13 protein-coding genes are annotated in these 17,077 nt (G+C 71.2%); 9 read left to right on the top strand and 4 right to left on the bottom strand.

The features are described from left to right. Positions 1 to 6: 6 nt before the first annotated feature. The 4 genes from H4687_RS47535 to galK all read left to right on the top strand — a co-directional run bounded on the left by H4687_RS47535 (position 7) and on the right by galK (position 6,871). A complete protein-coding gene (locus tag H4687_RS47535; RefSeq protein WP_046917460.1) occupies positions 7 to 3,390 on the top strand; it encodes a S8 family peptidase in 3,384 nt (1,127 codons plus the stop codon). Positions 3,391 to 3,588: 198 nt separating this feature from the next. Continuing rightward, on the top strand, positions 3,589 to 4,650 hold the full coding sequence (gene galT, locus H4687_RS19820; protein WP_046917453.1) for a galactose-1-phosphate uridylyltransferase: 1,062 nt from the start codon (positions 3,589 to 3,591) through the stop codon (positions 4,648 to 4,650). Then, positions 4,647 to 5,609, top strand: coding sequence for a UDP-glucose 4-epimerase GalE (gene galE / locus H4687_RS19815; RefSeq protein WP_046917452.1), 963 nt, complete (start codon positions 4,647 to 4,649; stop codon positions 5,607 to 5,609). Before galT ends, galE begins: the two co-directional genes overlap by 4 nt. Before the next feature lie 101 nt (positions 5,610 to 5,710). After that, on the top strand, positions 5,711 to 6,871 hold the full coding sequence (gene galK / locus H4687_RS19810; protein ID WP_046917451.1) for a galactokinase: 1,161 nt from the start codon (positions 5,711 to 5,713) through the stop codon (positions 6,869 to 6,871). Positions 6,872 to 6,916: 45 nt separating this feature from the next. On the opposite strand, the gene H4687_RS19805 is transcribed toward galK, so the two are convergent. After that, the gene (locus H4687_RS19805) at positions 6,917 to 7,372 is read right to left on the bottom strand and encodes a GNAT family N-acetyltransferase (protein WP_179860291.1); all 456 of its coding nucleotides are present in this window, start codon (positions 7,370 to 7,372) and stop codon (positions 6,917 to 6,919) included. 249 nt (positions 7,373 to 7,621) lie between these two features. Here H4687_RS19805 and H4687_RS19800 point away from each other — a divergent pair, with 249 nt between their 5' ends. Further along, the gene (locus H4687_RS19800) at positions 7,622 to 8,404 is read left to right on the top strand and encodes a response regulator transcription factor (RefSeq protein WP_046917449.1); all 783 of its coding nucleotides are present in this window, start codon (positions 7,622 to 7,624) and stop codon (positions 8,402 to 8,404) included. Here the strand turns inward: H4687_RS19800 and H4687_RS19795 are convergent. Next, entirely contained in the window at positions 8,363 to 8,860 is a 498-nt protein-coding gene (locus H4687_RS19795; RefSeq protein WP_046917448.1) for a MarR family winged helix-turn-helix transcriptional regulator, read from the bottom strand. The two genes, H4687_RS19800 and H4687_RS19795, sit on opposite strands and share 42 nt — an antisense overlap. Positions 8,861 to 8,989: 129 nt before the next feature. Between H4687_RS19795 and H4687_RS19790 the strand changes: the two genes are divergently transcribed. From H4687_RS19790 to H4687_RS19775, 4 genes are all read left to right on the top strand, one after another. After that, the gene (locus tag H4687_RS19790) at positions 8,990 to 9,823 is read left to right on the top strand and encodes a trans-aconitate 2-methyltransferase (RefSeq protein WP_050398358.1); all 834 of its coding nucleotides are present in this window, start codon (positions 8,990 to 8,992) and stop codon (positions 9,821 to 9,823) included. A 145-nt stretch (positions 9,824 to 9,968) separates the two neighbouring features. Continuing rightward, complete coding sequence (locus tag H4687_RS19785) at positions 9,969 to 11,330, top strand: MFS transporter (protein WP_050398359.1); 1,362 nt, start codon at positions 9,969 to 9,971, stop codon at positions 11,328 to 11,330. Positions 11,331 to 11,447: 117 nt separating this feature from the next. Then, a complete protein-coding gene (locus tag H4687_RS19780; protein WP_046919022.1) occupies positions 11,448 to 12,314 on the top strand; it encodes a PaaX family transcriptional regulator in 867 nt (288 codons plus the stop codon). A 518-nt stretch (positions 12,315 to 12,832) separates the two neighbouring features. After that, positions 12,833 to 14,926, top strand: a complete 2,094-nt coding sequence (locus tag H4687_RS19775) for a glycosyltransferase family 4 protein (protein ID WP_046919023.1) — start codon at positions 12,833 to 12,835, stop codon at positions 14,924 to 14,926. Between the two features lie 227 nt (positions 14,927 to 15,153). Here the strand turns inward: H4687_RS19775 and H4687_RS19770 are convergent, their stop codons facing one another. Continuing rightward, on the bottom strand, positions 15,154 to 15,831 hold the full coding sequence (locus H4687_RS19770) for a TetR/AcrR family transcriptional regulator (protein ID WP_020115615.1): 678 nt from the start codon (positions 15,829 to 15,831) through the stop codon (positions 15,154 to 15,156). Then, positions 15,828 to 16,862, bottom strand: a complete 1,035-nt coding sequence (locus H4687_RS19765; RefSeq protein ID WP_046917039.1) for an acyl-CoA desaturase — start codon at positions 16,860 to 16,862, stop codon at positions 15,828 to 15,830. The genes H4687_RS19770 and H4687_RS19765 overlap by 4 nt, the downstream gene beginning before the upstream one ends. Positions 16,863 to 17,077: the final 215 nt, after the last annotated feature.

Raw genomic sequence — 17,077 nt, 5'->3', positions numbered from 1 at the left:
GCCCCGATGCTGCCCCGATTCGGTGAGCACATCGCCATGAACCATGTCGAAAGGCCCAAGTTGAAGTCGCACAAGCGCAGGAAACGCGTGGTCACCACCGTCCCGTTGGCGGGCGCCCTGGCGGCGGCGCTCGGCGCCGGACTGCTGGTGAGCACGTCCGACAGTGCCGAGGCCGCCCGGTCGGGGCCCTCGGCCGGCGCCCCCGCGAGGACCGTCACCCTCGTCACCGGCGACCGGGTGACCCTCGATGCCGAGGGCAAGGTGACCGGCGTGACGGCCGCCGAGGGCCGCGAGGGGATGGCCTTCCGCGTCCAGCAGGCCAAGGGCCACGCGTACGTCCTGCCGCGCGACGCCGAACCGCTGATCGCGAACGGGACCGCCGACCGGCGGCTGTTCGACGTGACGCGACTGGTGCGTTCGCGCTACGACGACGCCCGCCGCTCCGACCTGCCGCTGATCGTCACCTACGACAAGGGCACGTCCCTGTCGGCGAGCACGTTCCGCGGCGCGGGCGCGACCGTCCGGCGGGACCTGCCGAGCATCAACGGCGACGCCGTACGCGCCCGTAAGTCCGAGGGATCCGCCCTGTGGGAGACCCTCACCAGCGCGACCGGCTCCGCGAAGGTCAGGAAGATCTGGCTGGACGGCAAGGTGAAGGCGACCCTGGACAGGAGCGTGCCGCAGATCGGCGCGCCCGCGGCCCACGCGGCGGGATACGACGGCAAGGGCGTCAAAGTCGCCGTCCTCGACTCCGGCGTCGACGCCACGCACCCGGACCTGAAGGACCGTATCGACGCGGTGAAGAACTTCTCCGCCGCCGCGGACACGGTCGACCGAGCGGGCCACGGCACCCATGTGGCCTCGACGATCGCGGGTTCCGGGGCCGCGTCCCCCACGGATGCGAAGTACGCGGGCGTCGCGCCCGGCGCCCGGCTCCTGGTCGGCAAGGTGCTCGACGACTCCGGCGAGGGCGACGACTCCGGCGTCATCGCGGGTATGCAGTGGGCCGTCGCGCAGGGCGCCAAGGTCGTCAACATGAGCCTGGGCGGCACCGACACCCCCGGCATCGACCCCGTAGAGCAGGCCGTCAACGACCTGTCGGCCAGTTCCGGCGCCCTGTTCGTCATAGCCGCCGGCAACGAGGGCCCGGGCGAGGGCACCATCGGCACCCCCGGCAGCGCGGCCTCCGCGCTCACCGTCGGCGCGGTCGACCGCAAGGACGCCATCGCCGAGTTCTCCAGCCGCGGCCCCACGGCCGACGGCTTCCTCAAGCCCGACGTCACCGCCCCGGGCGTGGACATCGTCGCCGCCAAGGCCGCTGCGGGCTTCATGGGCGACCCCGCCGCCGACGGCTATGTCTCCATGAGCGGTACGTCGATGGCGACCCCGCACGTGGCGGGCGCCGCGGCGATCCTGGCGCAGCAGCACCCGGACTGGACCGGCACGAAGATCAAGGCCGCCCTCACCGCCTCCGCGAAGCCGACCGCCGCCACCTCCGCGTACATCCAGGGCACCGGCCGGGTGGACGTCGCCAGGGCGGTCACCCAGCAGCTCACCAGCAGTCCGACCGCGCTGGGCTTCGGGACACAGGCGTACCCCCACACCGACGACCAGCCGGTCACCAAGGACGTCACCTACCGCAACGCGGGCACCGAGCCGGTCACCCTCGACCTGGCCACCGAGGCCTACGGCAACGACGGAAGGCCCGCGGCCGAGGGCCTGTTCACGGTCTCCCCGCAGCGGCTCACCGTCCCGGCGGGCGGTGAGGCGAGCGCCACCGTGACCACCGACACCCGCGTGGGAACGGCCGAAGGCAGCTTCGGAGGCTCGCTGACCGCCACCACCGCCGACGGCACGACGACCGCGCGCACCTCACTCGGCGTGGTCCGCGAGGTCGAGTCGTACGACCTGACCATCAAGCACCTCGACCTCAAGGGCAAGGCCCTCGGCAACGCCTCGACGAGTATCTACGGCCTGGACAACGACGTCTGGACGGAGGCCTCCGACGAGAAGGACGGCGAGGTCACCATCCGTCTGCCGAAGGGGCGTTACGCCCTGGAAGGCGTGCTCCGCACCGTCAGCACCGGAGGGTCCGTGCTGCTGCACCCGAAGTTCGCGCTGACCAAGGACACGACCCTGGTCATGGACGCCCGGAAGACGAAGCCCGTCAAGATCACCGTGCCGGACGGCGCGGCCAAATCCGCGGGCGCGATGTTCTTCTTCCACGTCGACGTCAACGACAAGCCGTACACCTCCGTGTACGACGCCCGCTCCTTCGGCAGCATCCGCGTCGGACAGCTCGGTGCCCCGGCGCCGGCCGCCGAGGTGTCCGCGATGTACCACGGCATCTGGACCCACAAGGCCGTCAACTACCGGCTGGCCTGGAACCGTACGGGTGACCTGTCCGGCTTCACCAAGAACGTCAAGCGCTCGCAGCTCACCAAGGTCAAGGTCGTCGTCGGTACGCCCGTCAAGGGCAAGACCACGACCATCGCCGCCGCACCGCTGATGTACGGCGGCTTCTACAACCAGCACTCGACCGCGGGCCGTCTGCCGCTGACCGGCACCGACTACGTGCTGCCCAACGGAATCAAGTGGTTCTACCAGGCCAGCCAGTACGGTGCCCCCGACGCCGAGGGCGAGCCGACGTGGGAGAGCACGCAGGCCGGCGTCCCCAGGGCGTACGCGGCGGGCAAGGACCACACGCAGCGCTTCAACATCGGCGTCTTCGGCCCGTCCCTCCCCTCGGGCCCCCTCTCGACCGTCCTCGACCGGCCCGAAGCGGTACGCGTCGGCGACACCTTCGCGGCGTACGTCCCGCTGTTCTCCGACGGCGTCGGCAACCTGGGGACCTCCGACCACACCAAGGCCAAGAGCTCCCTCTACGCCGACGGCAAGAAGATCTTCGCCGTGAACGCCCCGCTGGACGGCGAGTCGTACACGCTTCCCGCGGGCAAGCGCACCTACAAGCTCGCCGTGGACGTCTCCCGCGCCCCGGCACAGTCCGCCGTCAGCACCCGTACGACCGCCACCTGGACCTTCACCTCGGCCCACGTCCCCGGTGACACCGCCAAGCGGCTCCCGCTGACCGTCGTCCGCTACACGCCCAAGCTGTCGACGGCCAGTACCGCCAAGGCCGGCACGACCCTCACCGTGCCCTTCGCCCTCCAGGGCGCGGCCACCAAGGTCGGCACGCTGCGCAAGCCGGCCTTCACCGTCTCCTACGACGACGGCAGGACCTGGAAGAAGACCACCCCCGTGAACGGCAAGCTGCTCAAGCTGCGCAGCCCCGCCAAGCCCGGCCCCGTCTCCCTTCGCGTCACCCTCACCGACGCCGACGGCAACACCCTGACCCAGACCATCCACCGCGCCTACCGCACCACCAAGTAGGACGACGGACGACGCAGTCGGCCCCCGCCGGTCACCCCGGCGGGGGCCGACTGCGTCGCGCCGGGACCGGCGGTCGGTCGGCGACGTAGTCACTAGTTCAAATCTGGTGATCTTTGTTTGTTTGTGATGGTGACGAACGTCGGAACCTGTGCTTTGATGTGTTTGGTTCTGTTTGATGGGTGGGATGGGGAGTCCGGCGTGAAGAAGACCTCGACCCGGCTGGCCGACGGTCGTGAGCTGATCTACTACGACCTGCGCGACGACACGGTGCGCGACGCGGTGGACAAGCGACCCCTGGACCGCACCGTCACCACCTCGGAGGTGCGCCGGGACCCGCTGCTCGGCGACTCGGTCGCGATCGCCTCGCACCGGCAGGGCCGCATCTACCACCCCCCGGCGAACGAATGTCCGCTCTGCCCCTCCGAGGGCGACCGGCTCAGCGAGATCCCGGACTCGTCGTACGACGCGGTGGTGTTCGAGAACCGCTTCCCGTCGCTGGCCGGTGACTCCGGCCGGTGCGAGGTCGTCTGCTTCACCTCGGACCACAACGCCTCGTTCGCCGACCTGACCGACGAGCAGGCCCGCCTCGTCCTGGACGCGTGGACCGACCGCACGGCGGAGCTGTCGCACCTCCCCTCCGTCGAGCAGGTGTTCTGCTTCGAGAACCGGGGCGCCGAGATAGGCGTGACCCTGGGGCACCCCCACGGGCAGATCTACGGGTACCCCTTCACCACCCCCCGCACCGCGCTGATGCTGCGCTCGCTCGCGGCCCACAAGGACGCCACCGGCGGCGAGAACCTGTTCGACGCCGTCCTGCGGAGCGAGCTGGCCGACGAGCGGGTGGTCCTGGAGACCGAGCACTGGGCCGCCTTCGTGCCCTTCGCGGCGCACTGGCCCTACGAGGTCCACCTCTACCCCAAGCGCCGCGTGCCCGACCTGCTCGCGCTCGACGAGGACGCCCGCACAGAATTCCCCCAGGTCTATCTGGAACTCTTGAGGCGCTTCGACCGGATCTTCGGCGAGGGTGAGCCTCCGACGCCGTACATCGCGGCCTGGCACCAGGCCCCGTTCGGCACGCTGGAGGACTTCGAGGGTGTCCAGCGCGAGGACTTCGCGCTCCACCTCGAGCTTTTCACCATCCGCCGCACCTCCGGCAAGCTGAAGTTCCTCGCGGGTTCCGAATCCGGCATGAACGTGTTCATCAACGACGTGCCGCCGGAGCGCGCGGCCGAGCGACTGCGAGAGGTAGCGAGTTCATGAGCGGCAAGTACCTGGTCACCGGTGGCGCGGGCTATGTCGGCAGCGTGGTCGCCCAGCATCTGCTGGAGGCGGGCCACGAGGTCGTCGTCCTCGACAACCTCTCCACGGGCTTCCGCGAGGGCGTGCCCGCCGACGCGTCCTTCGTCGAGGGCGACATCCGCGACGCCGCCAAGTGGCTCGACGACTCCTTCGACGCCGTCCTGCACTTCGCCGCGTTCTCCCAGGTCGGCGAGTCCGTCGTGAAGCCGGAGAAGTACTGGGACAACAACGTCGGCGGCACCATGGCCCTGCTCGCCGCCATGCGCGAGACGGGCGTGCGCAAGCTGGTCTTCTCCTCCACGGCCGCCACCTACGGCGAGCCGGAGACCACCCCGATCGTCGAGTCCGCGCCCACGAAGCCGACCAACCCCTACGGCGCCTCCAAGCTCGCCGTCGACCACATGATCACCGGCGAGGCCGCCGCCCACGGCCTGGGCGCCGTCTCGCTGCGCTACTTCAACGTCGCCGGCGCGTACGGCACCTGCGGCGAGCGCCACGACCCCGAGTCGCACCTCATCCCGCTGGTGCTCCAGGTCGCACAGGGCCGCCGTGACGCGATCTCCGTCTTCGGCGACGACTACCCGACCGCCGACGGCACCTGCGTCCGCGACTACATCCACGTCGCCGACCTCGCCGACGCCCACCTGCTGGCGCTGGACGCCGCGCGCCCCGGCGAGCACCTCATCTGCAACCTCGGGAACGGCAACGGCTTCTCGGTGCGCGAAGTGATCGAGACCGTCCGCCAGGTCACCGGTCACCCGATCCCCGAGGTCGTCGCCCCGCGCCGCGCCGGCGACCCGGCGACCCTGGTCGCCTCCGCCGCCACGGCCCGCGAACGCCTCGGCTGGAACCCGTCCCGCGCGGACCTCGCGGAGATCGTCGCGGACGCCTGGCAGTTCGCGCAGGCGCACGCCGAGTAGGGCGGGCCCGCCCGCACGGGCGCCAAGTAGTGTGCCGGCGCGGCCTGTTCGCACGGTCGAGCCAGAACGTCGGTTGAGTACGGAAAGGTCAGGGTCAGGGGATGAGCGAGGCTGTCGTCGTCGCCGAGCGGTTCGAGGAGCTGTACGGGGCGGAGCCGGAGGGAGTGTGGGCCGCGCCGGGCCGGGTGAACCTCATCGGCGAGCACACCGACTACAACGACGGCTTCGTCATGCCCTTCGCCCTCCCGCACACCACGATCGCGGCGGTGTCCCGGCGCACGGACGGGCTCCTGCGCCTGCACTCCGACGACGTCGAGGGCGGCGTGGTCGAACTGACCCTGGACGGGCTCACCCCCGAGGCCGACCGCGGCTGGACCGCGTACCCCTCCGGTGTCGTCTGGGCCCTGCGCGAGGCCGGCCACACGGCCGTCACCGGCGCCGACATCCACCTCACCTCGACGGTCCCGACGGGCGCGGGCCTGTCCTCCTCCGCCGCCCTGGAAGTGGTCGTCGCCCTCGCCCTCAACGACCTCTACGGCCTCGGCCTCAAGGGCTGGCAGCTGGCCCGTCTGTGCCAGCGCGCGGAGAACGTCTACGTCGGCGCCCCGACCGGGATCATGGACCAGACGGCCTCCGCCTGCTGCGAGAGCGGCCACGCCCTGTTCCTCGACACCCGCGACCTCTCCCAGCGGCAGATCCCCTTCGACCTGGCCGCCGAGGGCATGCAGCTCCTCGTCGTCGACACCCAGGTCAAGCACTCCCACAGCGAGGGCGAGTACGGCAAGCGCCGCGCCGGCTGCGAGAAGGGCGCGGCCCTGCTCGGCGTCGACGCGCTGCGGGACGTCGCCTACGACGAGCTGGACGCGGCCCTGGATCGCCTCGGCGAGGAGGAGGAGGTCCGCCGCCTGGTCCGCCACGTGGTCACCGAGGACCAGCGCGTCGAACGCGTGGTCTCCCTGCTGGAGTCGGGTCGGACCCGGGCGATCGGCCCCGTCCTCGTCGAGGGCCACGCCTCGCTGCGCGACGACTTCCGCATCTCCTGCCCCGAACTGGACCTCGTCGTCGACACCGCTCTGTCCTCCGGCGCCCTCGGCGCCCGCATGACCGGCGGCGGCTTCGGCGGCTCCGCGATCGTCCTCGTCGACGAGACCGACGCGGCCGCGGTCACCAAGGCCGTCGAGGAGGCCTTCGCCGCGGCCGGCTTCACGGCCCCCCGGGTCTTCGTCGCGGTGCCTTCCGCGGGAGCGCGACGGGTCTGCTGACCCCGCGCACCCCGGCGGACCTCGGCCCCGGGCCCGTCCCGACCGTCAGCCGATCCTCTTCGTCAGCGTGTACTCGGTGATCCCCGGCGGATAGTCGGGGATCACGCACACCACCTCGTAGCCGAGCCGCTTGTAGAACTCCGGCGCCTGGAAGTCCCAGGTCTCCAGGCGGGCGGAGCGGCAGGCGCGGTCGCGGGAGGCCATGCGTTCTGCCGTCGCCATCAGCCGCGAGCCGAGGCCCTCGCCCCGGTGGCGTTCGTCGACCCAGAGGTAGGTGACGTGCAGCCAGGTCGCCCAGGTGTGGCCGACCAGCCCGCCGGCGACCTCGCCCGAGTCGTCCAGGGCCCACACCTGGAGCGGGGACTCGCGCTCACCGGGGGTCCCGCGCATGCCACGGAGGATCGGCGAGGCGGCGGTGTTACTGGCACGCAGCCGGGAAAGGAGTAATTGACTTCGTTCCTTGTCGACTTCTGTCTCCATGCGAAACATGTGGCACACCATAAACGTGCTGGACAAACAGTTCTGCAAATAACCTTCCGCTCCTGCCCCCCGGCCTTACCCTGATGAGCAGCGCCGGTGGGGGCCGGTGCTGATCAGGGGGCGAGACAGTCGGGTACGACGCCCGGAGTGGGGGTAGCGGTTCAGCACGGCGGCGGCCGTGCGGCTGCGACGCCCCGTCCCAGGTGTTCACCGGGGCACGCTTCGGGCGCCGTACTCGCGCCGGTCGTCCCCCGACCAGTGGGGGTTTCAGTGGTTCGCATCCGAGTACTGGTCGTCGACGACCACCGTATCTTCGCCGAGTCGCTCGCCGCGGCCCTGGCCGCCGAGCCGGACGTCGACGTGTCCGCGGCGGGCAGCGGCCCCGCCGCGCTGCGCTGCCTGGACCGCGCGGCGGCGGAGGGGCGCAAATTCGACGTGCTCCTGGTCGACGCCGATCTGGGGGCCCACGTCCACGTCGCCGGCGCGCGTCCGGCCGCCGTGCCCGTCGCCGTGTCGGACGGCGGCGAGGACGGGCTCGTGGACGGCATATCGCTCGTCGCGGGCGTGCGGTCGGGCCAGCCGAGCGTACGGACCGTCGTCCTCGCCGAGAAGGACGATCCGCGCCGCGCCGCACTGGCCCTCCAGGCGGGCGCGTCCGGATGGGTCGCCAAGGACTGCTCGCTCTCCCGGCTGCTCACGGTCATCCGGGGCGTGTTGCGCGACGAGACGCATCTGCCGCCCGCGCTGCTCACGGGCGTCCTGCGGGAGTTGACGGCCACCCGCAAGCACCGCACGGAGAGTGAGCGGCTCGTCGAGTCCCTCACCCCGCGTGAGCGCGAAGTGCTTCGGTGCATGGTGGCGGGGCTGGGGCGCAAGGCTGTCGCCGAGCGCCTGTTCCTCTCCCCGCACACCGTCCGCACCCATATGCAGAACGTCCTCGGCAAGCTGGGCGTCCACTCCACCCTCGCCGCCGTCGCGCTCGCGCGCCGGGCGGGTGTCGGACCGGTCGACCTAGCCGGGGATGTTGTCGAACGGGGCGGTCAACTGGCGTAGCAGGCCCGCCAGGTCGCCCCGCTGGGCGCGGGACAGCTCGGCCAGGATCGCCCGTTCCTGGTCGAGGAGTCCGGCGAGCGCCTGGTCCGCCCGGTCCCGGCCCTCGTTTGTCAGCCGGACGAGCACGCCCCGACGGTCACTGGGGTCGGGCAGCCGCTCGACCAGGCCCTTCTTCGTGAGCCGGTCGATACGGTTCGTCATCGTGCCCGAGGTCACCAGCGTCTGCGTCAGCAGCTGGCCGGGCGAGAGCTGATACGGGTTCCCCGCACGCCTCAGCGCGGTCAGCACGTCGAACTCCCACGGCTCCAGCTGGTGCTCGGCGAACGCCAGCCGGCGCGCGCGATCCAGGTGCCGGGCGAGTCTGCTCACCCGGCTGAGTACTTCCAGCGGCTCCACGTCGAGGTCGGGGCGCTCCCGGCGCCACGCTGCGACCAGCCGATCGACCTCGTCCTCCATGACGATCAGTGTAGTGGTTGTGTCGACGTGAAGTCTCTTGAGGTCAAGAAAGTTAGGGTCGAGTCTCTTGACTTCGAGATAACTGCCCGGGAGAGTGAAGGCGCCCTGGATCCACGAGGAGGTATCCCCATGCCCGCCACCAGCCCCACCTGGGACCCCCAGCAGTACCTGCGGCACGCCGGCCACCGCGCCCGCGCCTTCGTGGACCTGCTCGCCCATGTCCCCGACCCGCCCGCCGCGCACCCCCGTATCGCCGACCTCGGCTGCGGCCCCGGCAACGTCACCCGCCTCCTCGCCGACCGCTGGCCCACCGCGCACATCACCGGGTACGACAACTCGCCCGAGATGCTCGACCGGGCCCACGTCGACCACGAGGGGCCCACGCCGGGCGGCGGCCGCATCGACTTCACCGCTGCGGACCTCCGCACCTGGGAGCCCCCGGAGCCGTACGACCTGATCGTCAGCAACGCCACCTTCCAGTGGGTGCCCGGCCACCTCGACCGCTTCCCCGCCTGGGTCGACGCCCTCGCCCCCGGCGGGACCTTCGCCTTCCAGGTCCCCGGCAACTTCGACTCGCCCAGCCATCGCCTCATGCGCGAACTCGCCCGCTCCGCCCGCTGGAGGGACCGGCTCGGCGAGACCCTCCGGCACGACGACGCGGTCCGCACCCCGGCCGGCTACCTCGCCGCGCTCGCCGACCTCGGCTGCGAGGCCGACGCCTGGGAGACGACGTACGTCCATCTCCTCCAGGGCGAGGACCCGGTGCTCGACTGGGTGCGGGGGACGGGGCTGCGGCCGGTCCTCACCGAGCTGGGCGCGGACGCCGGACCGTTCGTCGCCGAGTACCGGGCCGCCCTGCGCGAGGCCTACCCGCCCACCGCCCACGGCACCCCGTTCCCGTTCCGCCGCATCTTCGCCGTCGCCCGCAAGCCGGAGGCGGACCGGTCCCCGAAGGCGGCCTGAGGCGGCGGGAGACGAGGGGTGCGGGGGCGTCGCGGAGTGCCGATGCCCATGTCGATGTTGTGCAGAATATTGACGGCAGGAAGATGCGCGCCTACCTTCGCGGTGTTCCCTCCCTCGTTCCCCCCATCGCTCCAGGGAGACCCGCATGCCCCCGTCCCCTCTCCCCACCCCCGCCGAACAGGCCGAACAGGCCGTGCGGACCAAGCAGTTGCGCCGCGTCGCACTCTCCGGGCTGCTCGGTACGGCCGTCGAGTTCTACGACTTCCTCGTCTACGGGACGGTCGCCGCGCTCGTCTTCGGCGAACTGTTCTTCCCGGGCGCCGACCCGGCCGTCGGCACCATCGCCGCGTTCGGCACGTTCGCCGCCGGCTACGTCGCCCGTCCCCTCGGCGGCATCGTCTTCGGGCACTTCGGCGACCGGCTCGGCCGCAAGTCCATGCTCCTGCTGACCATGGGCCTGATGGGTGGCGCCAGCTTCCTCATCGGCCTGCTGCCCACCTACGACACCATCGGCGTCTGGGCGCCCGTCCTGCTGATCACCCTGCGGGTGCTCCAGGGCATCGCCATCGGCGGCGAATGGGGCGGGGCCACGCTCATGGTCGTCGAGCACGCCGGTGCGAAGCGGCGCGGACTGTGGTCCAGCTTCACACAGACGGGAGCCCCGCTCGGCTCCCTGCTCTCCTCGGTCGTCGTGACCTTCGTCGTCGCCATGCCCCGCGACGAGTTCGCCGCGTGGGGCTGGCGCGTGCCGTTCCTGCTCAGCGTCGTCCTGCTCGGCGTCGGCCTCTTCGTCCGGCTGAAGGTCGTCGAGAGCCCGCTCTTCGCCCAGGTGAAGAAGGACCGGACCGAGGCGCGGCTGCCGATCGTGGACGTGCTGCGCCGCCCGCGGGCGCTGGTACTGGCCGCGTGTGTCGGCATCGGCGCGTTCACGGCCCAGTCGCTGCTGACCAGCTACCTCATCGCGTACGCCACCGGAATCGGCTATCCCCGGCCGCAGGTGCTCACCGCGCTCACCGTCTCGGCGTCCGTCGCGCTGGTCGTCCTGCCGTGCGCCTCGGCGCTCTCCGACCGTGTCGGCCGCCGCCCGGTCGTCCTCGTCGGGGCGATCGCCTCCGTCGCACTCGCCTTCCCCGTGCTCGCGCTGGTGGACTCCAAGTCACCGGGCCTGCTCATCCTCGCGGTCGTCCTCGGCCACGGCTTCGCCCAGTCCGTGATGTACGGGCCGCTGGGGGCGCTGCTCACCGAGATGTTCGGGACCAAGGTGCGCTACACCGGGGCGTCCCTCGGATACCAGCTCGCCACCCTGATCGGTGCCGGGTTCTCGCCGATGATCGCGGGGAGCCTGGTGGCCGCCAACGGGGGTTCCAGCACGCCGATCTCACTGCTGATCTGCGGGGGCGCGGCGATCACCGCCGTGACGGTGTGGTTCGTCCGCGAGACCCACCGGGACTCTCTCGGTGACGTGTCCGTCCGGGAGGGTGCGGCCAAGGAGGGGGTCGCCTCGTAGGGAGCGGTCCTGCGCGGGGCCCGGTCGCGAGAGCCCGTCGCACCGGGCCCGGCCCTCGACCGGGCACGAGCGGCACACACCTGACCAGGCCCGCGCAGCCCCCGTACCCTTGCCGCTGTGGAGGACGAGATCCTGGATGTCGATGTCGTCGGCGCGCAGTTGCGGCCGCAGTCGTTGGTGCTCTCCTTTTTCGGTAACCACGTGCTGGACCTGGGTGAAGGCGACCTCGGGGTGTACTCGGGGAGCATCATCGACGTGCTCGGGCGGGTCGGCACGGGGGAACAGGCCGTGCGGTCGACGCTGACACGGATGGTGAACCGCGGCCTGCTGCGGCGCCAGCGCGAGGGCCGGCGGATGTTCTTCGGGCTCACCCCGCACGCCGGGGACATCCTGCGGGACGGCGGACAGCGCATCTGGCGCGACGGCGCGGTGAACGAGGACTGGGACGGCACCTGGACCCTCCTCGGCTTCTCCCTCCCCGAGTCCTGGCAGCGCCAACGGCACGATCTGCGCTCCCGGCTCACCTGGTCCGGCTTCGGCGCCCTCTACAGCGGACTGTGGATCGCGCCGGGCCGGGTGGACGTGCGGGCGATCGTCTCCGAACTGGGCCTGGACGCCCACGTGAAGGTGTTCCACGCGCAGGCCGACCCGTTCACCGACGTCGGGCTGATGATCCGCGAGAGCTGGGACCTGGAGACCTTGGCCGCGCGCTACGTCGCCTTCGACAAGCACTGGACCACCGCCGACCTCGCCGCCGCCGACCCGATCGCCACCCGGCTGCGGCTCGTCGCCGAATGGCTGCGCATCATCCGTACCGACCCGCGCCTGCCCGTGCGGCATCTGCCCGCCGCATGGCCCGCGCGACAGGCCCAGGACACGTTCCGACGCATCGCCGCACGGACGGCGGGCCCGGCCGCACGAATGGCGGCGGACGTGCTGGAAACGACTCCGCTGCGACCCGCTCCGATCGAAAGTCCGTCATAAGGACGGAGTCAGGAATTCCGCACTCGATGCCCCCGGTGCGAGAGTGGCCGAGATTGTTCTTGGGCTTTCCATTCTGATGGATATACTCTCGGTTCACTTTTTGTTGCCTCCCGCGTGTTTGACCGGCACTGCGGGGGCTGGGGCCGTGACCAGGGGGATCTGGGGCCAGTGAGGATCTGTTGAGCCACCCGGCGCGTTTGACGGGATTCGTGGCGCGCGCCGCATAGGCTTTTCGCCGTCCGACGGGGACTTCATCGCGTGATGCGCTTCCGGGCCGTGTGCCCGCGTGCGCGTCCTTTCGCGGATTTCCCGATCGGTCGATTTCTGCTGCGCCCATTCATATATTCATTCACTGTTCAGTCGTTCATTTACCCGTTCCTTCATTTCGTCATTCGATCTTTCATTCATCGATCGCCGGCCATGTGACAGCCGTGCCCGCACGCACTTCCTGACCTGACCGCCAGGGGGCGCGGGCGCGATGCCGCGCGCGCCCGGGCGGTTTCCAGGGGGAAACACCTATGAAGATCGCTTTTCTGATCAACAACGCCTTCGGTATCGGCGGCACCATCCGCTCGACGACCAACCTGTCGGCCGCGTTCGCCGACCGCCACGACGTCGAGGTCGTCAGCGTCCACCGCTCTCGCGCCGAACCGGCACTCCCGTTCGACCCGCGCGTCCGCCTGACCTCGCTGATCGACCTGCGGGAAGGAACCCCCGGCTTCGAGGGCGACCACCCGCTCACCACCCGGCCCGGCACGATGTTCCCGTACAGCGGGGCCACCGGGAACCTGCCCTACACCGCACTGCAGGACGAACGCATCGGCGGCTTCCTCGCCCGCACCGACGCCGACGTGGTCATCGCCACCCGCCCGGACCTCAACGGCTACCTCGCCCGCGACGGCCGCCGCCGCTACCTCCGCGTCGGACAGGAGCACCTGAGCCTCGACCAGTACCGCGAACCGCTGCGGACCGACCAGATGAAAGCCATCGCCGGACTCGACGCCTACGTCACCGTCTCCGAGGCCGACGCCGCCCAGTACCGCGCCGCCCTGCCCCACGTCGACACCACCGTCGTGTGCGTACCCAACGGCGTCCGGGCCTCCGCCGTCGCACGCTCCACCCTCGACTCCCAGGTCATCGTCGCCGCCGGCCGGCTCATCCCCATCAAGCGGTACGACCGGCTGGTGGACGCCTTCGCCAAGGTGGCCGCCGAACACCCCAACTGGACCCTGCGGATCTACGGGCGCGGCCCGCAGAAGGAGAACCTGCGGGAGCAGATCGACCGGCTCGGGCTGCACGACCGGGCCTTCCTCATGGGCGCGGTCTCACCGATCGAGACCGAGTGGGCCAAGGGCTCCGTCGCCGCCGTCTCCTCCGACATGGAGTCCTTCGGCATGACCATCGTCGAGGCCATGCACTGCGGGGTGCCCGTCGTCGCCACCGACTGCCCGCACGGTCCCGGCGAGATCATCACCGACGGGGAGGACGGCCTCCTCGTCCCGCTCGACGGGGACGTCGACGCCTATGCCGACGCCCTGAACCGCGTCGTCACCGACGAGCCCCTGCGCGAACGGCTCGGCAAGAAGGCACTCGACAAGGCCGACGTGTACGCGCCGGCCGCGATCGCCCGCCGCTACGAGAACCTTTTCGAGGACCTGGCCGGGGCCCGGCGCCGCCGCTTGGCCGGCGCGGCCCGGTGGGCGCAACGCGCCGCCCGGGCGGTCCGGTCGCGCCCCGCGCAGACCGTCCCGGTCGCCGAGGCGGAGGGGAGCGCTCCCATGCCCGTCGGGGCGCACGCCCGCGCCACCGCCGACGGCGGGTTCGTCGTCCGCCTGGACCCGGCCGAGCTGCCCGCCGGGCCCCTCGACTTCGTCGCCCGGCTGCGCCGCGACCCCGACAAGCGGCAGATCGGTGTGCCGGTCCTGCCGGTCCTGCCGAGCGCCGACGCGCCGGACAGCGTGGTGCAGGCGGTCATCCGCCCCGCGGAACACACCCTCGCGGAGGGCCGCTGGGACTGTTATGTCGTGCCGCGCGGCACGGACAAGCGGCTGCGGCTGACCGCGCGGACGGTCGAGCAGGCCGCGCTCGTCGGGCGTCCGCCCCGCGTCGACCGGCGGGGCGTGGGGGCGTGGATCCCGTACCCGACCGCCGACGGGTTCCTCGCGCTGCGGACGTGGCTGCGGCCGGCCCACGCGGAGATCGACACCGTGGAGGTGGGCGAGGAGTCGGTGACGGTGACCGCGACGCTGTACGGGGCCGCCGAGCCGATGCGGGTGCCCGGTGGCGCCGAGGTCCGGGTCGTCTCCCGGACCGACCCCGCGTACGACTTCGCCGTGGCCGCGCGGGCCGTGGGGGAGCGGGGGCTGCGGTTCACCGTTCCGTACGGCGAGATCATGACCCGGCGCGCGGTCGAGCACGATCTGTGGGATCTGCGGGTGGAGGGTGTGCCGGTGGGGCGGATCGGCGGGGACGTGGTGGAGCGGCGGAAGACCGATCTGGTGCCCGGGCGGGTGTTCGAGCACGGTGAGCGGGGGCGGACTCGGGTGCGGCCGTACTTCACGGTGAACAACGAGCTGGCGCTCAGTGCGAAGGATGAGGGCGAGGACGGCTGAGGCACCCCTTCGCCGGAAGGGCTCGGGGCTCGGAGGTCGGCTGCGGGTGAGTGGGGACTGGCCGCGCAGTTCCCCGCGCCCCCGGAAGCAGGGGCTGCGCCGGTCGCCTTCAGGTCCCCGGTTCGTCGGTGGGTGCGGCTCCGGTGGGGGTTCTCGCGCAGTTCCCCGCGCCCCTGAAAGACCAGGCCCCACTCACCCCCGCCCGAGAACGCACACCCCCGCCCCGCTCAACTCTTGCGGTGTCCGATCAGCCGCGGCTTCTGGTTGATGCCGTCCAGGCCGTGCCACGCGAGGTTCACCAGATGCGCGGCCACCTCCGCCTTCTTCGGGCGCCGGACGTCCAGCCACCACTGCCCGGTCAGGGCGACCATGCCGACCAGCGCCTGCGCGTACAGCGGCGCGAGCTTCGGGTCGAAGCCGCGGCTCTTGAACTCGCGGCCGAGAATGTCCTCCACCTGCGTGGCGATGTCGGAGATCAGGGACGCGAAGGAACCCGTGGACTGGGGGATGGGCGAGTCACGGACCAGGATGCGGAAACCGTCCGTGTACTCCTCGATGAAGTCCAGGAGCGCGAACGCGGCCTGCTCCAGCAGCTCCCGGGGGTGCCCCGCCGTCAGGGAGCTGGTCACCATGTCCAGCAGCCGGCTCATCTCACGGTCCACCACCACCGCGTACAGGCCCTCCTTGCCGCCGAAGTGCTCGTACACCACCGGCTTGGACACCCCGGCCTTCGCCGCGATCTCCTCCACCGACGTCGCCTCGAAGCCCTTCGCGGCGAACAGGGCCCGGCCGACCTCCAGCAACTGCGCCCGGCGCTCGGCGCCCGTCATCCGGGTGCGGCGCACACGCCGCGGCTTCTCGTTGCTCGGGGTGCTGCTGGAGTCGGTCGCCACGGCGTCAATCATGCCGCCTCGGCGGACGCCTTCCGGTGCTCGGAGCCGTCCTCACCCGTCTTGCGCCTGGAATCGATACGCGAGCGTGACGGCCAGCGGACGTCGTACGCCCAGCCGAACACCTCGAACCAGCGGATCAGCCGCGCGGAGGAGTCCAGCTGCCCGCGCTCCACACCGTGCCGCGCGGAGGTGGGATCGGCGTGGTGGAGGTTGTGCCAGGACTCGCCGCACGAGAGGACCGCCAGCCACCACACGTTGCCCGAGCGGTCGCGGGACTTGAAGGGGCGCTTGCCGACCGCGTGGCAGATCGAGTTGATCGACCAGGTCACGTGGTGCAGCAGCGCCACCCGGACGAGCGAGCCCCAGAAGAACGCCGTGAACGCGCCCCACCAGGACATCGTCACCAGCCCGCCGATCAGGGGCGGCAGGGCGAGGGAGAGCATCGCCCAGAAGATGAACTGGCGGGAGATCGCGCGGAGCGCCGGGTCCTTGATCAGGTCGGGGGCGTACTTCTCCTGCGGCGTCTGCTCCTCGTCGAACATCCAGCCGATGTGGGCCCACCACAGGCCCTTCAGCAGTGCGGGCAGCGTCTCGCCGAAGCGCCACGGCGAGTGGGGGTCGCCCTCGGCGTCGGAGAACTTGTGATGCTTGCGGTGGTCGGCCACCCAGCGCACCAGCGGGCCCTCGACGGCCATCGAGCCGGCGATCGCCAGCGCGATCTTCAGCGGGCGTCTGGCCTTGAACGCACCGTGGGTGAAGTGCCGGTGGAAGCCGATCGTGATGCCGTGGCACCCCAGGTAGTAGAAGAACACCAGCAGGCCGAGGTCCAGCCAGCTCACGCCCCCGAAGTTCCAGGCCAGCGGCACCGCCGCGAGCACCGCGAGGAAGGGGACGATGATGAAGAGGAGCAGCGTGATCTGCTCGATCGAACGCTTCTGTTCGCCGCCCAGCGTGGCCGACGGCGCGGGCGATCCGGCCGCCGGGGAACCTGGCGAACCGTGTGCGTTCGGGGCGTCGTCGATCACATCGGACCTTGTGCTCATGGGCGTCCCCTGGGGGGTCGAGGGTGGAGAGAGGGGGGAAGTGCCTGCGGCGACAGCGTGCGAGGGCCACCTGACGGCTGTCCCTACGGTTCCGTAACCTACGGCATCGTAAGTATGGCAGCGCGGTGCCGGGCGGCAAGAGCCCACCTCTCTGCGCGTCCAGGTGTAACGGACGGGCTCACTGGACAGGTGGCACTCAGTGCCGCAAAAGTGGC

This window comes from Streptomyces stelliscabiei (genome assembly GCF_014873495.1).
In the GTDB taxonomy this organism is placed as follows: Bacteria; Actinomycetota; Actinomycetes; order Streptomycetales; family Streptomycetaceae; genus Streptomyces; species Streptomyces bottropensis.
Note: the sequence above shows the minus strand (reverse complement) of the source record. Positions and strands in the feature narration are given on the sequence as shown.